This is a genomic window from Litoreibacter ascidiaceicola, from assembly GCF_900129235.1.
In the GTDB taxonomy this organism is placed as follows: Bacteria; Pseudomonadota; Alphaproteobacteria; order Rhodobacterales; family Rhodobacteraceae; genus Litoreibacter; species Litoreibacter ascidiaceicola.
This window is the reverse complement of sequence record NZ_FQUV01000001.1, coordinates 109,411-128,360: the sequence shown is the minus strand read 5'-3', so window position 1 is coordinate 128,360 and position 18,950 is coordinate 109,411. Positions and strand designations below refer to the sequence as shown.

The 18,950-nt window shown below is 60.8% G+C and carries 15 protein-coding genes; 5 read left to right on the top strand and 10 right to left on the bottom strand.

Annotated features, from left to right (window positions below; all coding sequences use genetic code 11):
- The first annotated feature begins 13 nt into the window (after positions 1 to 13).
- Positions 14 to 1,276 carry a 2-oxo acid dehydrogenase subunit E2 gene (locus BUB72_RS00530; RefSeq protein WP_073138842.1) on the top strand — a complete coding sequence of 421 codons (1,263 nt, stop codon included), beginning with the start codon at positions 14 to 16 and terminating at the stop codon, positions 1,274 to 1,276.
- Between the two features lie 14 nt (positions 1,277 to 1,290).
- Positions 1,291 to 3,030 (top strand): dihydrolipoyl dehydrogenase, encoded by a 1,740-nt coding sequence (gene lpdA, locus BUB72_RS00525; RefSeq protein WP_073138839.1) that lies wholly within the window; start codon positions 1,291 to 1,293, stop codon positions 3,028 to 3,030.
- Positions 3,031 to 3,112: 82 nt separating this feature from the next.
- Here lpdA and bhcD read toward each other — a convergent pair whose 3' ends face one another.
- From bhcD to bhcA, 4 genes are all read right to left on the bottom strand, one after another.
- Entirely contained in the window at positions 3,113 to 4,078 is a 966-nt protein-coding gene (gene bhcD / locus BUB72_RS00520) for an iminosuccinate reductase BhcD (RefSeq protein WP_073138836.1), read from the bottom strand.
- Between the two features lie 65 nt (positions 4,079 to 4,143).
- On the bottom strand, positions 4,144 to 5,307 hold the full coding sequence (gene bhcC, locus BUB72_RS00515) for a 3-hydroxy-D-aspartate aldolase BhcC (RefSeq protein WP_073138833.1): 1,164 nt from the start codon (positions 5,305 to 5,307) through the stop codon (positions 4,144 to 4,146).
- Positions 5,308 to 5,321: 14 nt separating this feature from the next.
- The gene (gene bhcB / locus BUB72_RS00510; RefSeq protein ID WP_073138830.1) at positions 5,322 to 6,272 is read right to left on the bottom strand and encodes a beta-hydroxyaspartate dehydratase BhcB; all 951 of its coding nucleotides are present in this window, start codon (positions 6,270 to 6,272) and stop codon (positions 5,322 to 5,324) included.
- Between the two features lie 22 nt (positions 6,273 to 6,294).
- Complete coding sequence (gene bhcA / locus BUB72_RS00505) at positions 6,295 to 7,473, bottom strand: L-aspartate--glyoxylate aminotransferase BhcA (protein ID WP_073138827.1); 1,179 nt, start codon at positions 7,471 to 7,473, stop codon at positions 6,295 to 6,297.
- Between the two features lie 167 nt (positions 7,474 to 7,640).
- Between bhcA and bhcR the strand changes: the two genes are divergently transcribed.
- Together bhcR and BUB72_RS00495 are read left to right on the top strand one after the other, a co-directional pair.
- Entirely contained in the window at positions 7,641 to 8,489 is an 849-nt protein-coding gene (gene bhcR / locus BUB72_RS00500) for an HTH-type transcriptional regulator BhcR (RefSeq protein ID WP_073138824.1), read from the top strand.
- Positions 8,490 to 8,590: 101 nt separating this feature from the next.
- On the top strand, positions 8,591 to 9,973 hold the full coding sequence (locus BUB72_RS00495) for an MmgE/PrpD family protein (RefSeq protein ID WP_139250579.1): 1,383 nt from the start codon (positions 8,591 to 8,593) through the stop codon (positions 9,971 to 9,973).
- Here BUB72_RS00495 and BUB72_RS00490 read toward each other — a convergent pair.
- Genes BUB72_RS00490 through BUB72_RS00480 form a run of 3 tightly spaced genes read right to left on the bottom strand, consistent with a single transcriptional unit; the run spans position 9,970 to position 12,629 of the window.
- Complete coding sequence (locus tag BUB72_RS00490) at positions 9,970 to 10,737, bottom strand: hydroxypyruvate isomerase family protein (RefSeq protein WP_073138821.1); 768 nt, start codon at positions 10,735 to 10,737, stop codon at positions 9,970 to 9,972. The two genes, BUB72_RS00495 and BUB72_RS00490, sit on opposite strands and share 4 nt — an antisense overlap.
- Positions 10,737 to 11,381, bottom strand: a complete 645-nt coding sequence (gene otnC / locus BUB72_RS00485; protein WP_073138818.1) for a 3-oxo-tetronate 4-phosphate decarboxylase — start codon at positions 11,379 to 11,381, stop codon at positions 10,737 to 10,739. The genes BUB72_RS00490 and otnC overlap by 1 nt, the downstream gene beginning before the upstream one ends.
- A 57-nt stretch (positions 11,382 to 11,438) precedes the next feature.
- A complete protein-coding gene (locus BUB72_RS00480; RefSeq protein WP_073138814.1) occupies positions 11,439 to 12,629 on the bottom strand; it encodes a winged helix-turn-helix domain-containing protein in 1,191 nt (396 codons plus the stop codon).
- A gap of 105 nt (positions 12,630 to 12,734) precedes the next feature.
- On the opposite strand from BUB72_RS00480, the gene BUB72_RS18570 reads away from it, so the two are divergent.
- Positions 12,735 to 13,925 (top strand): FAD-dependent monooxygenase, encoded by a 1,191-nt coding sequence (locus BUB72_RS18570; protein ID WP_073138811.1) that lies wholly within the window; start codon positions 12,735 to 12,737, stop codon positions 13,923 to 13,925.
- A 10-nt stretch (positions 13,926 to 13,935) separates the two neighbouring features.
- Here BUB72_RS18570 and BUB72_RS00470 read toward each other — a convergent pair whose 3' ends face one another.
- Genes BUB72_RS00470 through BUB72_RS00460 form a run of 3 tightly spaced genes read right to left on the bottom strand, consistent with a single transcriptional unit; the run spans position 13,936 to position 18,940 of the window.
- Entirely contained in the window at positions 13,936 to 15,567 is a 1,632-nt protein-coding gene (locus BUB72_RS00470; RefSeq protein ID WP_073138808.1) for a ComEC/Rec2 family competence protein, read from the bottom strand.
- Complete coding sequence (locus tag BUB72_RS00465; RefSeq protein WP_073138805.1) at positions 15,564 to 17,777, bottom strand: gluzincin family metallopeptidase; 2,214 nt, start codon at positions 17,775 to 17,777, stop codon at positions 15,564 to 15,566. Before BUB72_RS00465 ends, BUB72_RS00470 begins: the two co-directional genes overlap by 4 nt.
- A complete protein-coding gene (locus BUB72_RS00460; protein WP_073138802.1) occupies positions 17,774 to 18,940 on the bottom strand; it encodes a patatin-like phospholipase family protein in 1,167 nt (388 codons plus the stop codon). Before BUB72_RS00460 ends, BUB72_RS00465 begins: the two co-directional genes overlap by 4 nt.
- Positions 18,941 to 18,950: the final 10 nt, after the last annotated feature.

Below are 18,950 nucleotides of genomic sequence, written 5' to 3'. Positions count from 1 at the left end.
AAGGAACAAACATATGACTATTGAAATTACAGTCCCTGACATCGGTGACTTCGACGAAGTGCCGGTGGTCTCGATTCTGGTCAGCGTTGGTGACACCGTTGCGGTGGAAGACCCGCTGGTAGAGCTGGAAAGCGACAAGGCCACCATGGAAGTGCCAAGCTCTGCCGCCGGTGTGGTCAAAGAGATCAAAGTGGCCGAAGGCGACAAGGTGTCTATGGGCTCGGTTCTGCTGGTGCTTGAAGGCGACGCGGCGGGTGCTGCGGCTCCTGCGGCCGAGGCAGCACCCGCACCTGCTGCTCCGGCAGCGGCACCTGCTCCTGCGGCAGCCCCCGTTTCGGCAGCTCCGGCAGCGGTGGTCGATAGCGGCTTCTCCAAATCCCACGCATCCCCGTCCGTGCGCGCCTTTGCGCGCCAGTTGGAAATCGACATCACCAAGGTGAACGGTACGGGCCGCAAGGGTCGTATCCTGCGCGAGGACGTGACCAAGTTCCTGAAATCCAACACGGCTTCTGCCCCTGCGGGCGCAAGCGGTGGCGGCATGGGCATCCCCCAAATGCCAGTCGTGGACTTCTCGAAATTCGGCCCCGTCGAAGACGTCGAGATGCCCCGCATCAAAAAGCTGTCCGGCCCCGCGCTGCACCGCGCTTGGCTCAACATTCCGCACGTTACTGTGGATGAAGAGGCGGATATCACCGAGCTGGACAAATACCGCAAGGAACTCGACACGGCGGCCAAAGAGCAGGGTTACCGCGTCACGTTGCTCAGCTTCGTGATCAAGGCCTGCGTCTCGGCCCTGAAAGAGCATTGGGAGGTCAATTCCTCGATCCACCCCGATGGCGACAAGCTGATAAAGAAGAACTTCTACAACATCGGGTTTGCGGCGGATACGCCACAAGGCCTGATGGTTCCGGTGATCAAGGATGCCGACCGCAAGGGGATCGTCGAGATTTCCAAGGAGCTTGGCTCGCTGTCATTGGCAGCCCGCGAGGGCAAGCTGAAAGGCCCCGACATGCAGGGGGCTACCTTCACGATCTCGTCTTTGGGTGGCATTGGCGGCACGGGCTTCACGCCCATCGTCAACGCGCCCGAGGTTGCGATCCTTGGCCTGACCCGCGCCAAGATGGCCCCTGTCTGGAATGGCGAGGAATTCGTGCCCCGCCTGATGCAGCCCTTGTCGCTGTCCTTCGATCACCGCGCCATAGACGGCGCATTGGGTGCACGCTTCAACGCGTCGCTGAAACACCTGCTCGGCGACGTCCGCCGGTTGATGTTGTAGGGGGGGGCGTTCAGATGGAAATCAAGGTTCCTGATATCGGTGATTTCACCGATGTGCCCGTGGTTAGCGTTCTGGTTTCGGTCGGCGACACTGTCGCTGCCGAAGACCCGCTGATCGAATTGGAAAGCGACAAGGCCACGCTGGAAGTGCCAAGCCCCGCCGCTGGCGTGGTAAAAGAGATTAAGGTTGCCGAAGGCGACAAGGTGTCTATGGGCGCTGTCATCATGGTGTTTGAAGGCGCTGGTGCGGCGGAAGCTCCGGCTGAGGCAACGCCCGCAGCCGAAGCACCCGCTGCTCCGGTCGCGACTGCGGCCACTGGCACGGCCACCGGACCGGGCGATATCCACGCCGAAGTCGTTGTTCTGGGTTCCGGCCCGGGGGGCTACACGGCTGCATTCCGCGCGGCGGATCTGGGCAAGAATGTCGTGCTGATCGAGAAGAATCCGACCCTTGGCGGTGTGTGCCTGAACGTGGGCTGTATCCCGTCCAAGGCGTTGCTGCACGTGGCCAAGGTCCTGACCGAGGCGGACGAGATGTCGGCCCATGGCATCACCTTCGCCAAGCCGAAGATTGATCTGGACGCCCTGCGTGGCTGGAAAGACTCGGTTGTTGGGCAGTTGACTGGCGGCCTTGACGGTCTGGCGAAAGCCCGCAAGGTAACCACCGTGCGCGGCTCCGGGCGCTTCACCGGTCCCAACATGATCGAGGTCACTGGCGACGACGGCACCAAGACGGTCAGCTTCGATCAGTGCATCATCGCGGCGGGCTCCGAGCCAGTCGAGTTGCCGTTCATCCCGCATGATGATCCTCGCGTGCTCGACAGCACGGGCGCGTTGGAATTGGCGGACATCCCCAAGCGCATGCTGATCCTTGGCGGCGGTATCATCGGCTTGGAAATGGCCTGCGTCTATGACGCGCTCGGGGCGAAGATCTCCGTCGTCGAGTTCATGGACCAGCTGATGCCCGGTGCCGACAAGGACATGGTCAAACCGCTGCAAACGCGGATCGCCAAGCGGTATGAGAAGATCATGCTAAAAACCAAGGTCACCGCGATGGAGGCCCAGAAGAAGGGCCTTAAAGTGACCTTCGAGGACGACAAGGGCGAGGTCACGACCGACACGTTCGACAAGGTCCTCGTCTCGGTCGGGCGGCGTCCGAACGGCAAGTTGATCAACGCCGAAGCCGCAGGTGTCGCCGTGGACGAGCGCGGCTTCATCGCCGTCGACAACCAGCAACGCACCGGCGTGCCGCATATCTTCGCCATCGGCGATGTGGTCGGCCAGCCGATGCTGGCGCATAAGGCCGTGCATGAAGGCAAGGTCGCAGCCGAAGTCTGCGCGGGACACAACCGCGCCTTCGATGCGCTGGTGATCCCGTCGGTGGCCTATACCGACCCCGAGGTCGCTTGGGTCGGGATCACCGAAACCGAAGCCAAGGCCAAAGGTCTGAAAGTCGGCAAGGGCGTGTTTCCATGGGCGGCGTCCGGTCGGGCGCTGTCCAACGCGCGCTCCGAAGGGATGACCAAGGTGCTGTTTGACCCGACCGACGACCGTGTCGTCGGCGCGGCTATCGTCGGCACCAACGCGGGCGATCTGATCGCCGAGGTGGCGCTGGCAATCGAGATGGGCTGCGACGCGACCGATCTGGGCCACACCATCCACCCGCACCCGACCTTGTCGGAAACGGTGAACTTCGCAGCAGAAATGTTTGAAGGGACGATCACCGACCTGATGCCGCCGAAAAAACGGCACTGATCTGTATCCAGCGGCCGAAAAACTGAAACGCGCGCCCAAGAGCGCGCGTTTCACATTTCAGACTTATGCAAATGGCCTACCCTTAGAAATCGACCTCGATTGCAACGCCTTTTGCGACGGCTAATTCGACAACGCTCGCGGCGACCGCCAAATCTTGCAAACCAACGCCCGTGCCATCGAACAACGTGATTTCATCGTCAGACGTGCGGCCTTTGTGGGTGCCGTTGATCACCGCACCAAGCTGGTGCACGTCGCTTTCCTTGATCAGACCTTGGGCGACGGCGTGCTGCGCCTCGCCGATGCTGACGGACTGCGCGACCTCGTCGGTGAAGACCGTGGCGCGGGCGAGCAGGGCGGCCTCAACCTCTTGCTTGCCTTTGGTGTCGGTGCCCATGCAGGCGATATGTGTGCCGGGTGCAATGTGGTCGGCCATGATGGTCGGCGCAAAAGTGGAGGTGATGGAAATCACCACGTCGGCTTCACGCATGCCGTCAAGCTCGACCGCTTCAAACGGCAGCCCCGCTTCAATGGCAATTTTCTCAATATTGGGCAGCATCTCGGGGTGGTAGTTCCAACCGATGACTTTCTCGAACTGACGCTGCTCAAGGGCGGCGCGCAGCTGGAATGTAGCCTGATGGCCGGCCCCCACCATGCCCATGACCTTCGCGTCCTTGCGGGCCAGATGCTTGATCGACACCGATGACGCGGCGGCGGTGCGCAGGGCGGTCAACAGGTTGCCGCCGACCATGGCGCTGACCATGCCAGTGTCTGGATTAAACAGGAAAATCGTGGACTGATGGTTGATATGGCCATGTTTTTCGAGATTGTTCGGCCAGTAGCCACCCGCCTTCAGGCCAAGCGTCATGCCTGCTTTGTCGAACCCGCCCTTGAAGCCATAGAGCGCGTCTTCGTGGCCGATCGCCTCGCGAATGACGGGGAAGTTATAGGCGTCTTTAGACGCCATTGCGGCAAACACACTTTCGACAGCGTCGAAAGCGGCGTCGCGGGTCATCAGGTCGGCAATTTCGCGTTCTGGGACGATAAACATGGGCTATTTCCTTTGGGATGCGCGCGCCCGCACGCGCCTTTGACGGCGCATACGGGGGTCTTGTTTTAGTAGGCTTTACCGCGGGCCGAGACGGGCCACAGGGTTTCGACCTTGCCGTTACGGACACCGACATACCAGTCATGCACGTTGCAGGTCGGGTCGCAGTGACCGGGAACAAGGCGCAGCTTGTCGTTGACCTTCAAGACGCCCTTCGGGTCGGAGACCACGCCATGCTCGTCAGAGCATTTGACGTATTCCACGTCGTCGCGGCCATAGATCGTGGGCAGGCCGCTGTCGACGGATTGTGCTTTCAGACCGGCGTCCACGATGGCTTTGTCAGCCTTGGCGTGGGACATAACGGAGGTCAGGATGAACAGCGCGTTTTCCCACTCGCCTTCGTCGATGCGCTTGCCGTCTTTATCAAGAATACGACCATAATCGGCGTCCATGAAAGCGTAAGAGCCGCATTGCAACTCGTTGAACACGTTCGACGCGCTCTCGAAATAGTAGCTGCCTGTGCCGCCGCCGCCGACTATGTCGCACTCCAACCCTTCGGCCTTCAATGCATCCACGGCGTCTTGGACCATATCGATGGCGATCTGGGTTTTGCCCTTGCGATCTTCGTAGCTGTCGAGATGCTGCATCGCGCCCTGATAGGCTTGGATGCCCGAGAACTTCAGCCCGTCGGCGGCGTCGATGGCTTTCGCCAATTCCACCACTTGCGGTGTGGTTGTCACGCCGCAACGGCCTGCGCCGCAGTCGATTTCAACCAGACATTCAATCTGGGTGCTAGCTTCAACCGCGCCCTTGGACAGGTCGGCTACGTTGTTGAGGTCGTCGACGCAGCAGATGGTGCGGGCACCCAGTTTGGGCAGGTTGGCAAGGCGTTTGATCTTGGCAGGCTGTGTCACTTGGTTAGAGACCAGCACGTCCTTGATGCCACCGCGTGCGAATACTTCTGCTTCGGAGACCTTCTGGCAGCACACTCCGCAGGCCCCGCCAAGGGACTCTTGCAGTTTTTGCACATCTACCGATTTGTGCATTTTGCCATGGCTACGGTGACGCATGCCAGCAGCCTTCGCAAAGTCGCCCATCTTTTTGACATTGCGCTCCAGCGCGTCCAGATCCAGCACAAGGCAGGGTGTCTGGATGTCGGCCTCGTCCATACCGGGCAGGGCGGGGACGTCGTAGCCGACTTCGAGGTCTTTAAAATCTACATGTGTGTTCATTGCTTGAACTCCCTTCACTTGAGCCATGGCAGAATGTCGAGATCGACATTCCCGCCCGTGATGATGATGCCGACGCGTTTACCCGCGAACCGGTCTTTGTTTTTCAGGATCGTCGCCAGCGGCACAGAGGAGCTAGCCTCCATGACGACCCGCAGATGCTTCCATGTCAGTTTCATCGCGTCGATGATTTCTTGGTCGGACGCGGTCAGAATATCGGTCACATGGTTCGATACGAAGTGCCATGTCAGGACTTTCAGCGGCACCAGCAGGCCGTCTGCGATAGTCTTGGGCGCGTCATCGGCGATGATATGGCCGGCCTTGAAGCTGCGATAGGCGTCATCCGCCTGCTCGGGCTCGGCTGCGATGATCTGCGTTTCCGGCGCTTGGTTTGACAGGGTCAGACAGGTGCCCGAGATCATGCCGCCGCCACCGATAGGGGCCATCACGATATCCAGACCGTCGGTCTGCTCCATGAACTCCCGCGCACAGGTGCCTTGGCCCGCAATCACGCGCGGGTCGTTATAGGGGTGGACGAAGTCGCCACCGGTTTCGGCTTGCACCTTGGCGAAGGTCTCTTCGCGCGACGACGTCGACGGCTCGCATTCAGTGATCACGCCGCCATAGCGCCGCACGGTGTCTTTTTTCGCCTGCGGGGCTGTGCGTGGCATGACCACGTTGCAAGGGATGCCACGACGGCTTGCCGCATAGCTGAGGCAGGACGCGTGGTTGCCCGACGAGTGTGTCGCCACACCCAGCTTGGCTTGTTCCGCGTCCAGCCCGAACACCGCGTTGCTGGCACCGCGTACCTTGAAGGCACCCGGTGTCTGAAAGTTCTCGCATTTGAAGAACAGCTGCGCGCCGGTCAGCTCGTTTAGGTAATCCGAAGTCATCACGGGCGTGCGGTGGATGTAGGGCTTGATCAGCTCGTGAGCATCCAGCATGTCTTGATAGGTTGGAATATACATCTGTTTCTCCTCCCGTCGGGCGTTATTTGCCTGCCACAGGGTTGGTGCGATAGTACTCTTGCGCTGCAGCGACGCCGGAGCCCAGTTTCACATCCAGACCCAGATCGACCATGCACATCTCGGCGGTGGCCAAGCCGCTCAGCGTCATCACGTCCGTCAGGCTGCCCAAATGGCCGATGCGGAAGACCTTCCCCGCAACTTCGCCAAGGCCCACACCGAAGGCCACGTCGTATTTGTCAGCCGCATGGGTCACGATATCGGTGGCGTTGAAGCCTTCCGGCGTGCGGATCGCGCTGACCGTGTCGGAGTACAGATCAGGCGAGGCCGCGCAAAGCTCCAGCCCCCAAGCCGAGACGGCCTTGCGGACACCTTCGGCGATGCGGTGGTGGCGGGCGAACACGTTCTCCAGACCCTCTTCCAACAGCATGTCGAGCGACAGTTTCAGGCCGTTCATCAGGCCAACCGGTGGGGTATATGGGAATGCGTTGGCGTCGTAGCCCTTTTGCATGTCTTTGATATCAAAAAAGGTTGTCGGCAGGTCGGATTTTTCCGCAGCCGCGATGGCCTTGCCGGAGAAGCCGATGATGGCCAGACCGGCTGGCAACATAAAGCCTTTCTGCGATCCGGTGATGGCGACGTCCACGCCCCACTCGTCAAAGCGGAAATCCATCGACGCGATGGAGCTAACCCCGTCTACGAACAGCATCGCAGGGTGGCCCGCAGCGTCGAGTGCTTTGCGCACGGCGGCGATGTCGGATTTCACGCCGGTTGCGGTCTCGTTATGCGTGGCCAGCACGACTTTGATCTCGTGCTTGGTGTCCGCTTTCAGGATTTCTTCGTATTTGTCGGCCGGAATGCCTTCGCCCCAAGGGGTCTCTACAACGTGCACGTCCAACCCATGGCGCTGGCACATGTCGATCCAGCGGTGCGAGAACATGCCATTGCGCGCAGCCAGAACTTTGTCACCCTTGCTCAAAGTGTTGGACAGGGCCGTTTCCCAGCCGCCGGTACCGGTCGACGGGAAGATGAAGATCTTCGCATCTTTCGACTTCAGAACCTTCCGCACACCCTCAAGGCACGGGTGCAGGATTTTCCCAAAGGTTGGCGAGCGGTGGTCGATCGTCGGCATATAGCAGGCTTGACGCACCGCTTCTGGCATGTTGGTCGGACCGGGAATGAATACGGGGTTCTGGAAGCTCATGATCGTCTCCTTGTAAACGTTGAGGCCAACTTAGGGCCGCATGCTCCAAAGAGATATTTTTTTGAAATTGTTTTTTATTTTTGCATTTTGGTAGAAAATTGAGCATTGTCAGAAGGTTATATTTTTCATGCAGTGAATACGCTTTTCACAAAATTTGGATGTATCTTATGGATTCGAAAAATAATGCCGGAATCAGTCATCGCAAAGCGCGCGGACGGCCACGGGACTGGGATGATAAAAGCGCGCAGAACACGATTAAATCCCTCGACCGCGCCATGGAGGTTTTTGAATTCCTGAGCGAGGCGCAGGGCAAAACCCTGACCATGCTGGCGACTGACCTGAGCCAGTCTCCGGCGACGGTGTACCGGATTTTGGTGACGCTGGAGGGCAGGGGCTTGGTCGAGTTCGACCAAGACGATCAGGTCTGGCATATCGGCCCGCGCGCCTTTGTGATCGGGGCGCGGTTTCTGCGGCGCACCAGCCTTGTGGAGCGCGCGCGTCCGGTCTTGAGGTCGTTGATGGAAGACACAGGCGAGACCGCCAATCTTGGCATCGAGCAGAACGGTCATGTGTTGTTTGTCAGTCAGGTCGAGACAACGGCCAGCATTCGCGCGTTCTTCCCGCCCGGAACCTTGTCACGCATGCACGCCTCCGGCATTGGCAAGGCGCTGCTGGCGGAAATGGAAGAACAGCGTATCAGAAAACTGCTCTCCAAGGCTCCGCTGGAAGGGTTTACCGAATTCACATTGACCGATCACACCGCGCTGCTGGAAGACTTGCACCTCTCCAAAGCGCGCGGATACGCCATTGACGGCGAGGAGCGGAACCTCGGCATGCGTTGCATTGCGGCTCCGGTTTTTGACATCCACGGCGAGGCGATTGCGGGAATTTCGGTGTCCGGCCCGACCACCCGCGTCGGGGCAGAGCAAGTCGCGGCTCTGAGCGAGGCTGTGGTTGCTGCCGCGTCCAGATTGACGGTGGCCATTGGTGGAGCACCGCCGCCTGCGCAGGGATGAACAGGCTGAGGTGGAACACGACGAAATCCGTCGCTTAATGACAGGCGAGGCAGATATGCGGGATTTAGAACGGGGGTAGGCTGACTTTTAAGGCAGATACCATGACCAAAATGGAAACGCTCGCTGGCCCAAAGCCGGTTTTCGACACGTCAAACGCGTGGCTGCGCGGGCTGGATGCCAAGACTATGCCGCCCGAGGTGATGACCACGGCCAAACTGCTGGTGCTTGACCTGATCGGGGTTCTTGCCGCCGCACATCGACTGGATGCCGGACGTATCGCCCGCGACCATGCGGTGCGGCACTGGGCGGCGGGTCCTGATGCGCCCGCAGCGCGAATTGCCTTTGACGGGCGCAAAGCGTCTTTGCCGGGGGCTGCGTTCGCCATGGCGACCCAGCTCGACAATCTCGACGCGCATGATGGCTGGCAGCCGTCCAAGGGGCACGCAGGGGCGGCTTTATTGCCCGCATTGCTGGCCTTGGCAGAAGACGCGCCGGAGCTGTCTGGCCGCGAGGCGTTGGTGCTGATGATCGCAGGCTACGAAATCGCCTACCGCGCGGCGGAAGCCTTGCACGCAACGGTGCCGGACTATCACACATCGGGGGCCTGGAATGCGCTTGGCTGTGTTGCAATGGCCGCCCGTTTGCGCGGGGTGAGCGATGATGTGTTCCGCCACGCGCTTGGCATTGCCGAATATCACGCCCCACGCAGCCAGATGATGCGTGAAATTGCCAACCCGACTATGCTGCATGACGGGACCGGTTTTGGCGCGCCTGTTGGCCTTTATGCGGTGCTAATTGCCGAAGACGGCTTCACCGGCGCCCCTGCTGCGACGGTCGAGTTCGATGATGCGGAGGGGTCTTGGGGGGATCTGGGGCAGGTTTGGCTGACCTGCCAGCAATATGTGAAACCCTATCCCATATGCCGTTGGGCGCACGCCCCGATTGATGCCGCCTTGGGGTTACGTGCCAAGTTTAACATTGATCCACAACTCATTGCATCAATTGATGTGTATACCTTCAAGTATAGCGCGGAATTGAGCGCCTCGGTGCCGGACACATCACCTAAAGCGCAATATTCTCTGGCGTGGCCCGTCGCCTGCGCCTTCGCGCGCGGCGTCGTGGGTGTGGACGAGGTGATGCCAAAGGCATTTGGCGACCCTGACCTGATCAAGCTGACTGGGCTCACCTCTGCGCATGTCGATACCGCGCTGGAGGCCGATTACCCTGCGCGGCGACAGGCACGGGTCAAGGTCACCTTGCATGACGGGCGCAGCTTCGACAGTGGCGTGGTTGAGGCGTCGGGCGGTCCTGACCCGCAGCCGACCGAGGCCGAAATTGTGCAGAAATTCCGCCGCTTCGCAGGAAGCGTTCTAAGTGTGGATCAGGTGGTTGAATTGGAGGGTATAGTGATGGGATTGGACGGCAAAGACGCTGATTTCAAAGCACTGACGCAGCTGGTCAACAAGATGAAGATCGACTTCTAACGGTAAGAATTCATCCACTTAAGGCCGCTTTCCATGGTGTCGCGTGGCTTGTACTCGGCCCCGAACGGGGCGTTCCAGCCCAGACGCTCCAATTCCGGTAGCAGCACCTTGTAATCCACCTCTCCGGTATCAGGCTCGCCACGGTCTGGCACGGCGGCGAACTGGACGTGGCCGATGTGCTTCTGACACCCCGTAAACAGCGTCACCAACTCCCCCTGCATGATCTGCAAGTGGTAGCAGTCGAACATGATTTTCAGGTTCGGCAGGTCGACCGCGGCAAGTGCTTCCTGCGCCTCGGGGATTGTCCCGATGTGATAGCCCTTGGCGTCGCGGCTGTTCAATGGCTCGATCAGGATCGTGCGTTGCGTCAGCGCCGCTTGTGCGCACGCATAGCGCAGGTTTTGCGCAAAAGTAGCTTTGGCCGCAGTACTGCGATCGGTGAAGCCCGCCATCACATGCACATTCGGCGCACCGATATCTCGGGCATAGGCGAGTGCCTCGTCGATATAGCCGCGCGCCTCCGCCTCTCGGCCCGGTATGGCGGCACAGCCGTTGTCACCGCCCGCAACATCACCGCGTTGGGTGTTCAAGCCAAGACAAGGCAGCCCTGTCTCGTCCAGCGCGGCTCTGACGTCTGCCGATGGCGTGGCGTAGGGCCAGTGCAGTTCGACTGCGACGAAGCCCGCGTCTTTGGCTTTAAGGATCGCGTCGGGCAGGGGGAGATCATTCCACAGGAACCCCAAATTGGCCGAGAATTGTACCATCAGTCCCACTCCACATCGAATTTTGCTACAAGATTTTGCACCTGCTCAGGGCTCAATGCCCGCGCATCATAGCCGCGCATCAACATGGCAAGGCGGGCAGTGTCCTCCAGCTCCTCGATGGCGTTGCAGGCGGCCTCCACGTCCTTACCTGCGACCACGGGGCCGTGATTGGCCAGCATCACCGCAGAGCGCTTGCCCGCAAGCCCGCGTACGGCCTCGCCCATGGCCGGATCGCCCGGCAGGAAGAACGGCAACAGCTTGACCTTGCCTAGTTTCATGATCGCATAGGGTGTGAGGGGCGGCAGGAAGTTGTCTTCGTCCGCATCCGGCATCATCGACCACGCGACGGAATGGCAGGCGTGCAAATGCACAACCGCACCCGCGCTGGAACGGGTGTCGTAGAAGGCCGAATGCAGCGGCATTTCCTTGGTCGGGGCGTCACCGTCGATCAACGCACCATCCGCATCAAAGCGCGACAAGCGGGCAGGATCCAAGCGCCCGAAGGACGTACCCGTGGGGGAAACCAACAAGCCGCCATCCTCGGTGCGCGCAGAGATGTTTCCGGTGGAGCCACCAGTCAAGCCGCGATCAAACATGGATTTGGCGAGCAGGCAAATCTGCTCGCGCAACTGGGTCTCGGTCATGGGAACCTCCGCAGGGTTGTAGCGTTCATCGCCGGAAAAGGCCGTTTGATCAAGCTTTTACCGAATCCAGTCGGGGGCAAACTCCATATCTGTGACCGCTGAAAGCCGCGCCGTGCGCTCGATCGCCGTGGTCAGCGCCTTGACCCGACCGGACCCCATGCGCAATCCTGCCTCCGGCCAGAACGCCCGCACCGCCATCACACCGCGCGCACGGTCCGCCTTCATGTCGATGCGCCCGATCAGGCGGTCGCCTTCGAGAACGGGGAAGACATAATAGCCATATTGCCGCTTCGCCTCTGGCACGAAAACCTCGATCCGGTAGTAGAACCCGAACAGCCGTTCGGTGCGTTTGCGGTCCCTTAACGCAGGATCGAACGGTGACAGGATGCGAATGCGCTTGGTCGGCTCCATTAACGGCACCTCCAGCACGCACGGTCGCGCGAAGGAGCGGCGCGGTTTGCCTTGGGCGGTTTCCAACTCAACCTCGATCAATTGCCCCGCTGCCAGTTCATCCGCGCACCACTGCTTGGCTTCAGCGGGGGTGATGATGTCCCAGAACGCCGCGATTTCTCCCGCGGTTGCGAAGCCCAAACAATCCAGCGCGGTGGTGCAGGTATGCGCGATTGTCTCTTCGGGCAGATACTGCGTGCTCAGGTGGGGCTGCGGGATCACGCGCTCGGTCAGGTCGTAGAACTTGCGAAATCCTTGACGATGCGAGACCGACAGCTTGCCGGACCGCCACAGATACTCCAGCGCGGTCTTCGACGGGTGCCAGTCCCACCAGCCGCCGGAGCCCTTCTTTTCATCCGCGCCCACATCCGACGAACAGCACGGCCCATGGTCCGCGATCCGCTTCAACACGGCGTTGAACTTCTCCTCGTAGCCGTCACGGCGCCAGTTTTTGTAGCGCGATTTCAGGGTAACGGCGTCGCGGGCGAATTTCAGCTTCCAATGGCCGAAATTGTCCATGTCGATGACCGAGGCATCATGGGTCCAATGCTCGAAGGCGAGACGGTCGGACATCAGTTTGTCCAGCGCCTTGGGGCGGTAATTGGTGCGTCTTGCGTGCAAAATCATGTGATGCGCCCGCGCGACGGTGCTGATGCTGTCGAGCTGCACGAATGTCAGGTCCTGCATCAACTGGTGCAGGTCTTGGCCCTTGCCAGCACCTGTCGGGGTCTCGCACAGACGGTGCCGCGCCAGATGGTGATGGCGCACGGTGGCAAGCGGGATCAGGGGAAGGGTCATCAGGGCGGCTCCAGCGGTGTTTTGCCACTATGTCCAGCTACGCCCTTTCGCGCCACCCGTATCCTGCGTATCTTCCGGCAAAACCATGCGGGGCAGCGGAATTCCATGACAAAAAGACGCGCAGTAATTGCCGGAGGCGGCATCGGGGGAATTGCCTGCGGCTTGGCCTTGGCGCGCAAGGGCTGGGAAGTCGAGGTGCTGGAACAAGCGCCAGAGCTGAAAGAAGTCGGCGCCGGAATTCAGGTCAGCCCGAACGGCATGGCGATGTTGGACCGTCTTGGGGTGACCCCCATGATCGAAGGCACATTGTTCGAGCCCGAGGCGATCGAGCTGCGCTTGGGCCGCTCAGGCCGACGGATATTCCGCCTGCCGATGAAAGGTTACGCGCAGGCACGTTGGGGAAACCGGTTTATCCAGATCCACCGTGCGGACCTGCATGACGCGCTGGCGCAAGCGCTGCGTGCGCAGCCCTCCGCGCAATTGCGCACCAACGCGAAAATCACCGGATATGTGCGCGAACGGGGCGGGGCCTCGGTTTATCTGGAGCGCGGTGATCGTGTGTTTGGCGACGTTCTGATCGGCGCAGACGGGGTGCGCTCGGAGATACGCCAGCAAATCTGCGGTGCGGACCGTGCGCGGTTCACCGGCAATGTTGCGTGGCGTGCGGTGGTGCCGGTCGATGCGTTGGGCGACAACGCCCCGCCACCGTTCGGTGTGATCTGGGCAGGTCGCGGCAAACACGCGGTGACCACGCGGGTAAAAGGCGGCACCCATGTCAATTTTGTGGGCATCGTGGAGCAGGACAGCTGGACCGAAGAAGGCTGGTCGATCCCCGGTCGCATCGAGGACGCTTTGGCGGATTTCGGCGAATGGCAGCCCTGCCTGCGCGCGGTGCTGGAGGCCTCCAGCGGGCTGTTTCGCTGGGCCTTATACGGGCGGCCGCCATTGGCCAAATGGTGCGACGGGCCGGTCACCTTGCTGGGCGACGCGGCGCACCCGATGTTGCCCTCCATGGCGCAAGGCGCGGTGATGGCGCTGGAGGATGCGGTGGTGCTGGCCGAAGTGCTGGATCAAGACAGTGACTGCGTGCGGGCGCTGCAAACCTATGAGGCACAGCGCAAGCCGCGTGTGACCAAGATCCAGCAACGCTCGGCGGCGAATGCGAGCATGTTTCACCGCCATACCGGGTTGGCACAGCTGGCGACCTACGGTCCGATGGCCGTGGCCTCGCGGCTTTCAGTGGGGGCTATCCACCGCCAGCAAGACTGGATTTATAGTTTTGATGCAGGGGCTTGAGAGATGTTCTTCAAGTTTCACCAGAGGCAGGTTCGGTATCCTCAACAAGATGCTCAATCGCGAATTCTTCGGCCTTTGTTGCTTTCGTAAACGCGGCCCACATCGCATCGAATTCTGCCCCTGAATGGGCGTCGTGGCGCTCCGGCTCATGCGGCTCGATCATCAACACCCGGGATTTTGTCTTGTTGATCAGCGCGTGCTCGATCGCCTTCATCGGGTGACGCCACGGGCGCGACTTGCCCCAAGCCCATGTTTTGTTCGACGGCACCATGGCGACGAAATCCTGCGCGTAAGCCCCTTGCGCCATCCAGTTGAGGTTGGCGTGCGGGCTATCCAACGTACCATTGAGCGTTGCGTTGTGAGAGCCGTGATGCCCGGCCTTGTAGAACGTGCAGCGCGCCAGCAGGTCTTTGGCGGTGACGGTGGAGCCATCAACTTGCCATGACAGGTCGGACCAAGACATCCATGATCCGCGTTGCGCGTCGCCCGTAAACAGCAGGGTGCGACCGCTCTTTTCCAGTTCAAAAGCAAGCACTAACGAGGTGTTGTTCACCTCGGAATTCAACCGCAACGCCAAGGCTTCGGCTTCGCCCATCCAGTCCCCGTCGATGCGTTGGTCCGCGTCGTCTTCTGCCAGATAGGTCCGTGAAAGGTAGGCCAGTTCCGGTGGCGCGTCTTCGGCCACACTGTCGGATATCTGGTCTTGCCGTATTACGAAACGCGGAGCAAAAGGCGATGATGTGGCGCCTTCTGTGCCACTGGCAAAGGCGGCGAACAGCCCTGCGCCAGCCTCGCCCATGGCGAAAGGCCCGATGTGGAATTCCTCGGATTGGTGCGGGTTCAGGCTGGTTAACAGCTTTTGATCGCGCGGCGGACCGAACGGATAGACCCGCACGCCTTTTACGCCTTTCAGGGGGAGCGGCGGGTCACCGGGGGACAGGAACTTGATCTCGCCTTTCACCATCGAGCGCAGCCCCGCAAGGCGTTCCTTGTAACGCTTGCCGCGGATTTTGGTGCTGCGCGCGGCGGCGAAGGCCTGTTCCGGCCCTGCGCTGATGTCGCGCGGGGCGACGCCCATTTCGATGCACGCTTCTTTTAGTACCTCCGCGCCGGTGCGGTGGCCGGTTTCCAGTTCCAGAAATTCGGCTATCTCGTCGGCCACACCGTCCGGTGCGCCCACGCCTTGCAACGCCCGCAGCTTTTCATGCGCCAGCGCCAAGGTTAACAGCTTGTCGCCATAAAGCTCGCGGTAGCGGTTGGCGTCCGCATCGGTGCCGTCCTCGGTCCATGCAAGCCACAGATCCTCGACATGGAACTTGGAGAACGGGTGGCTGTCGTCGCCCGCTTTGGGAAAGCCAGAAACGTGGTCTTCGTGTTCATGGGTAACCACGACCACGTCCAGCTTGCCGCCTGTGTCGACCCACAGCGCCTCGATCACCGCATCCATGTCGATGTCTTTGTCCTTCAGGTCGGCAGGGGTGCTGCCTTTCTTGCGCCCGCAGTCGATCAACATAAAGAACGGCTTGGCCCCTCGACTGCGTCGGAAAGTCAGCAGGAAGCAGTCGCCGTGTCCTTGGCGATACATGCGCACGCGGACGCCGGATTTCGGGGCTTTGATGCGGGGGGTGGGGGGCTTGGTCATCGGAAACCGTCCTTGATATGGGGCGGATGGTGCAGATCGGCGAACGCTGCCGCACGAGAGGAACGACCGGAGTAAAACGCATTGGCCGCCTGCGCGTCGGTGCCATCCACATAGGCGCGGCACGCAGTCAACCCGTCGGGATCGTCAACCGCATAGGTGGAGCGGATCAAGCGGCGGATTTTGAAGCTGCGGGCATCCACCAGAAAGGTCGTTCCGGCACGAAATTTGAAATCGCTGGCGCGGTCGGAATCTTTGGGGTCAATGGGCCGCGCATCCTCATGGGCTTGACGATCGGGATCAAAGTAGCCGCGCCGTGTCTGGATCACCTCGATGACATATTCGCGTTCCGGCTGGCCGCGCTGGCCCTGCCTGCGGGCAATGCGCACCGCCGAGACATGAAGCGAGGGCAGCAATGTTGTGCGGGACCTGCGTACGGTGGCAGGTGCGTCAGGTGAAAAAGTCAGGCCGGTCAGTTCGGCAAACCGAGGAGAGCTGGCAGAGTTCATCAGCAACCAGAGCAACCGCTGGTAATGGCTGGAAGCGTGGTAGACAATCTCGCGGTCGCGGCTGTCATCGACCTCCAACAGGTTCACATCCAGCTGCAACGCCCGTGCCGGTACCTTTTCCTTCACGGTCATGGTGGTGCTGGCATCATTGAAGCGGGTCAGGCGGTCATGGATCAGAATGCCGACCTGCTGGGCTTCGACTTGCGCGCGCTTCACCTCTTCTTGGTAACGGGCGCGGCGATCTTCGCCGTCAATGCTCATCGGGCTGGCGAAATGCGACAGCATCTTGCGGGGCTGGGACAGCATCAACCCCAGATTGGAGTGGATTTTGTCGAGCCAGCTCATGTCTTCCGAGATGCCACGCAGCGCCTGACGGTCGGCCTCGGCAATGTCCAGCGTTGGCCAGCACAAGGCCGGCTCTGAGATCGAGGCGATGCCTTCGGGCAGGATGCCCCAACTTGCGAACGCCTCGATAAACGCCGCGCGGTAACCTTGCGCGTCTTCGGGGAACAGGTCGCGGTCGGCGGTGATGATGGCGCGCAGATAGTCGCCGAAACTGACATTCACGGGCGGTGTATAGTCCATCGCGCGGATGCAAATGCGCATGACGCGGCGCGCGCATTGCGCGGCCTCGGAGGCGAGGCGGCGTTTCAGGTCAGGATCGATCGCCCCGTCACGCAACACGCCGGAGCCGTTCGAGGCGATGCGGAACAGATCGCCTACGCGGGTTTTGTAGATCGTCAGGAAGGCGCGGAAGACAGCCGCGACCAGCACCGCGCCACGGTCATGCGGACCTGTGGCGTCGCGCAGTTTGGTCGGGTCGGGTTCCTGCGCTTCCCAGACGCCATGTTCGTTCACGCTGCCCAGAAAATCGCGGAGCGAGCAGCCGCGCCCGACCGCTTGGCCGAATTCTTGGGCAAGCTCACCCAACAGGTTCTGGCGGCTCAGATCGCCTCGCGTTTTGGCGATTTGCTCCTCCAGCACCGAAGGGAACGAGAAAAGTTGGAACAGCGCGATGATGTCGGCGAAGGCTTCATGCAGCGCGCGCATGTCAGGATTGGCGTCCTCGGCGAAGGTCGGATGCAGCCCGTCGAGGATGGCATGCACCGTTTCGTGCACGATGATGTCGTGGCTCAGGCAGGTGAACACTGTGGTGCCTGACGGCGCGCTGGTGCTGTCTGGGCCTGCGGTGAAATAGCCGAACAGCAGCGCTTTCTTTGCGGGATGGTAATAAGCGTTGGCCTCGCGCAATGCGTGCGGATAGATGCGCAGACGGCGGGTGAAATCATAGGTCCATTCGGGGTCTTTGCCTTTGCGCTCGATCTTCTTCTCGGTGGGCGCCCATTGGACGACGCGGCCCAACGCCTCCTCGAAGGCGGCGATGGTGTTCATTGACACCGCATAGACCATTTGCTGATGAAATTGCGGGTTCTCGGGCGAGGGCGGCAGCCCGTCATTGAACATCACCGCATCATCATTGAGGTTCACCGGCGCATAGAACGCCCCGCTTGCGGGGTCGAAATCCACCACCTCCACATATTTACCTTTCGGCCCGTAGAAGGGTTTGCCCAGATCAGGCGGGTCCAGCTCGTAGGGCAGGGTAATCTTAACGGTGCGCGCGTTGCAGTTGGCAAAGCTGCGCGCGGTGGAGGGATCGAACGCGAAGACGTTCAGCCTGCGTGGCGGGCGGAACTCCGGCGTCATGGAAGCACCGGAGCCGCTGTTGGTGCGGGCGCATCGGGCAGAACGAACTGGCGGATCGTGCCATCCGCGTAGGAATAGCCTGCCAGCACCGCCGCGCGTTGGGTTTCGACCGGAAACTTTTTCAGTCGTGTCGCCATGTCGCCTGCCGTTTTCAACTGCGCAGGGCTGGCCTTGAAACCGTCCCAAGCAAGGTTATGCGTCGGTGTTTTGATGGTCCAGAACGCGCCGTTGCGTTCTTTCAGCCCGTCAGCCAACTGGTTGCGGAACATGTTGACCAGCATCCGCTCGCGCCAGTTCACCGACACATCAAGGAAGGTGTTGACCACGCGCATCATCATGCCCAGCCGGAATTGCGATACCATGGCGGGGTTGTTGGACCCTGCGTTGGAGGCAATCAGGATGCCGCAGCGCTTCCAGATCGGCTCCAACCCGATATTGTCATACACACCGCCATCGACCAGCACGGGGTTCTTGCGCAGCGCTTCGTTGTCATACATTGCCCCTGCGGGCGCGGTGACGGTCTCGCCGCTCAGATCAAGGCGCAGGGGGGCCAGAATGGGCGGAAAGCCGGACGATGCGGCGACTGCCTCGCTGAGTTTGATGTTGTGGGTGGTCGAGAAGAACGCCTTCCAGTCAGCCACATATTCCTTGGTGAACCGCACCAACCCGCCGGTTTGCAAATTCGCCGCGCAAAACAGGAAGCGGCGGCTGCCTGTGATGGTGTTCAGCTTTTTGTTGTGAAAGATATGCTTGTCATAGCTGCGGGCCAACTGGTTGCCCCCCGAGATGCCCGGCACAAATCCGAGGATCGAGACGCCCACGTCGATGTTGAGCGCCGTGGCGTCCATCAGTGGCTTGATGAAATGTTCGGTCATCGCCTCGTGGGTGGCGACGCCTTCGGACTTGCCGTTCCAGTCGATCTTGTCCCAGTTCATTGCCAAGATGCCCGTGGTGATCGAGCCGCCGGAGACCGAGGCAATGCGGGACGCCTTGGACAGAATGCCCAACTCGTTAAGCCGGATCACCGCGCCCGCATGAAACAGGGATGCACGGTAGCCACCGCCGGAAAACGCAAGACCGATGGCGGCGGGGTCATATTTGCTGTCGCGGCTCTCGGAGGAGCGGAAGAAGCCAAGGTCGGAGGAGGCGGGGGCTAGGGGCATGTTATTCTCC